Below are 3488 nucleotides of genomic sequence, written 5' to 3'. Positions count from 1 at the left end.
TTCTTCTTTCTTCCTTCTTCTTTCTTCCTTCTTCCTTCTTCCTTCTTTCCTCTTCCTTCTGCTATGAATAATTTTCTCACCCAACATTTTAGCCTATAGAGAATAGTAGTTAAGTTGGGTTGAGGAAGGTAAGTTTGTTTAGTGAATCTAAACTGTTTAAGTTCATGAATTAGCAATATATCAACATCTATCTATGAACTTTTCGCTTCGTTTTATTATGCCAATAAGCAGTCATAATTTTAGGTTCTGGAAATCCCTGAACACAGACAACTCTCAATCCTCGCAGCACATCTATAAACCTTTTATAAGGAGTTCTGCATAAATTCTTATCAGTCAAAGTATAAGTGACTGCCCCATAACTAAATTGTCTGTTACCATAAATTATGGCAACTTTCATCATCGATAAACTAATAGCACGTTGTTGTTGTCGGCGTTCCAAATGATTAGTATCTTTAGGATTATGTACAGCGCTAATACAACCTAATTTTTGAATATTTTTGTCATTTTGAAGCACTAGACTGAGTTGGTGATTCATGTTTATTGTCCTTATTGAGTAAAGTTACTAGGTAAATCACAAGCAAAAAATTAAGCATAGTTGAATTTAATTGATGTCTAGAAATAGACTAATAGTTCAGCAAAAAAAAAGAGATATGGAACAGCTTGCTTACTAATGGACAATGAATAAAAGCTTTTGTGTAGCTATTCCAGGCAATGTTCTGGATAAATTTTCAGTGGGGGGAGAAAAATCAATCCCGGTCATTTCAGTTATCAGTACCTCTGGCTGTTTGCGCAGCATTCCGCAGGAAACCAAGATGCTTGAAATACGGAAACTTACTTTTTTCATCCCTTTAAAAGGGAAGGCTTTAGACCTTATTTTTTGGTAAAAGCCACATAGAATAGATAAACTGTTTTATCCTTGACTGGGCAGAAGGATGAATAGATTTTTCTTCCAAAGTAGTTATACCCTTAAAACCAGCTTAACAAAGCTTACAAAATTGGCAAGTTATACTACATTCTGTAATTGTCAAAAATAGGCCACTTGTTACTGCCACTGGTACCAATATTTCATCACTTCATGAGGTTAAAACTAGGTCGTGTTCTCGGAGCTTGACATTAGCCACATTGGAGATATCTTTAGGAGTTTTGGAGAATCCATCAAAAAAATATTAACCCATCTGCCTAATAGTTGGGTAATTTTGAATTTATTCTCTCATACCTAGTTATTGAATCTTACATTATGCAACGGTCAGAATTCCACAGGAAATGCTTACATAAAACGTCCGTAGGTCTCAGGTAAATAATGAAAAACTTGTAGTTATATTAACCAGGTCTCAAATATATCTTTAAAATCATAAAAATTTTCTATCTCTGCTGAACCCTAACTCAAATTGTCCCTACTCCCTTATTTAATATGGTTAATCAAATTAAAATTCGTAACCCACGCACTGGTATAAATGATTATTTTATTACCCAAGTAACTGTGGAACAAATTGCTACTAAATGCCTCAATTTACGTTCTGCTCAAATTGAATGGGAAAAGTGTGGAATAGAACAACGTATTCAGGCAATGCAAAAATGGAAAGAAATTATATTTTCTCACCGCGAAAAACTCACACAGGCATTAATCAATGATACAGGTAGGCTAATAGAATCAAAACTAGAAATTGACTCTGTGGCTAATAGTATAGATAGATGGTGTAAGTTAGCACCGCAACTCTTATCAACTGAGCCAACAAAAACTACAACAATTCCATTTATCCAACTACAAAATAAATTTTCACCTTATCCGTTAGTTGGTATTATTAGTCCCTGGAATTTTCCTTTATTACTTTCTTTAATCGATGCAATTCCAGCTTTAATTGCTGGTTGTGCCGTGGCAATTAAACCAAGCGAAATTACTCCGAGATTTATCCAGCCTCTGTTAGAAACTATTGCTAATGTTCCATTGCTATGTGATGTTTTTACTTATATTGAAGGTGCTGGAGAAACTGGTGCAGCTTTAATAGAATATGTAGATTTTATTTGTTTTACTGGTAGTGTTGCTACAGGTAAAAAAGTTGCCGAAGCAGCGGCAAAAAGATTTATTCCAGCTTGTTTAGAATTGGGAGGTAAAGACCCAGCAATAGTTTTAGCTTCAGCAGATTTAGAGTTAGCAAAATCAGCACTTTTATGGGCTTCAGTTGTTAATGCAGGGCAGTCATGTTTATCAATTGAACGTATTTATGTTGCCGAATCAATTTTGACAGAATTTATTACTAAACTTACCGAAAAAGCTAAAGCTCTGAAATTAGCTTATCCCAATATTGAGTCTGGAGAAATAGGACCAATTATTTCAATAAAACAAGCTGAAATTATTAGGGAACATTTACAAGATGCTGTGGCTAAAGGTGCGGTTATTCATTGTGGAGGAAATGTCGAAAATTTAGATGGTGGTTTTTGGTGTTTGCCCACAGTTTTAGATCGTGTAAATCATAGTATGAAAATCATGACCGAGGAAACTTTTGGGCCAATAATACCTGTGATGTCTTTTACTACTGTTGAAGAGGCGGTAAAATTAGCAAATGATACAATTTATGGATTAAGTGCTGCTGTTTTTGCTGGTTCTGAAGCTGAAGCTTTAGCAGTTGCTAGCCAGATAAATGCTGGAGGTATTAGTATTAATGATGCAGGTTTAACAGCATTGATTAATGAAGGAGAAAAAAATTCTTTTAAGTTTTCCGGTTTAGGTGCTTCTCGTATGGGAATTGATGGTATGAAAAGATTTATGCGGAAAAAAGCGATTTTAAATAAAGTAAATTCTGTAATTAATCCTTGGTGGTTTAAAAGCTGATGAATGAATTATCTCTGGATAAAAAATTAATTGTTTTTTTGCTCAAAATATTACATATTTCTGTCTTGATTTTTACCTTGACTGGATGGCTCTTATCTAATAAATTGTTATTGATTTATTTAGTTTGGATACCACTAATGGTGATTCAATGGCAACTAAATCAAGGAACTTGTCTCTTGACAAATCTGGAAAATTATCTATTAGGTGAAACTAACAAACAAAAGTCACAACAACAAGGTCAGTTTGTGAAATCTTTGTTTTTAAATTTATGCGGTTTTGTACCAGAAGATAACTTGTTAAAATATTTGATTTATTTCACAATTTTTTCCTGTTGGAGTATTGGAGGTTATAGATTTTATCTGTATTATAGCGCTACGCGCTAGGGAACAGGGAGTAGGGGAGTGGGGGAGTGGGGGAGTGGGGGAGAATTATAGCGGTTTTCATGTTTCATAGAATACAACTATTTCTGCAACTTATTAAACTTTAGGTATATCTATAATTTTTACTGTAGTCTACCTTTGTGAAAACCGCTGTAAAAATACGAATAATTAACATTAACTTATAAAGAAGATGGTAGGTGGTAGTTGAAAAAACGATCTTCTACCTTCAAAAATAAGGTGAGGTTCCATATTTTCTCTTCTTCCTTCTTCCTTCTTCC

At 34.0% G+C, this 3488-nt stretch carries 3 protein-coding genes; 2 read left to right on the top strand and 1 reads right to left on the bottom strand.

Features of this window, described 5'->3' with window-relative positions:
• Positions 1 to 187: 187 nt before the first annotated feature.
• A complete protein-coding gene (locus AC3DU7_RS13120) occupies positions 188 to 535 on the bottom strand; it encodes a hypothetical protein (protein WP_488039784.1) in 348 nt (115 codons plus the stop codon).
• Positions 536 to 1411: 876 nt separating this feature from the next.
• Between AC3DU7_RS13120 and AC3DU7_RS13115 the strand changes: the two genes are divergently transcribed.
• Both AC3DU7_RS13115 and AC3DU7_RS13110 read left to right on the top strand, forming a co-directional pair.
• Positions 1412 to 2830, top strand: coding sequence for an aldehyde dehydrogenase family protein (locus tag AC3DU7_RS13115; RefSeq protein ID WP_488039783.1), 1419 nt, complete (start codon positions 1412 to 1414; stop codon positions 2828 to 2830).
• Positions 2830 to 3213 (top strand): DUF2784 family protein, encoded by a 384-nt coding sequence (locus AC3DU7_RS13110; protein WP_488039782.1) that lies wholly within the window; start codon positions 2830 to 2832, stop codon positions 3211 to 3213. Before AC3DU7_RS13115 ends, AC3DU7_RS13110 begins: the two co-directional genes overlap by 1 nt.
• Positions 3214 to 3488: the final 275 nt, after the last annotated feature.

It is taken from the genome of Okeania sp. (assembly GCF_983059655.1).
Note: the sequence above shows the minus strand (reverse complement) of the source record. Positions and strands in the feature narration are given on the sequence as shown.

Coding starts and splice junctions, on each gene's coding strand:
- AC3DU7_RS13120 (WP_488039784.1), bottom strand. CDS start 535: ATGAATCACCAACTCAGTCTAGTGCTTCAAAATGACAAAAATATTCAA.
- AC3DU7_RS13115 (WP_488039783.1), top strand. CDS start 1,412: ATGGTTAATCAAATTAAAATTCGTAACCCACGCACTGGTATAAATGAT.
- AC3DU7_RS13110 (WP_488039782.1), top strand. CDS start 2,830: ATGAATGAATTATCTCTGGATAAAAAATTAATTGTTTTTTTGCTCAAA.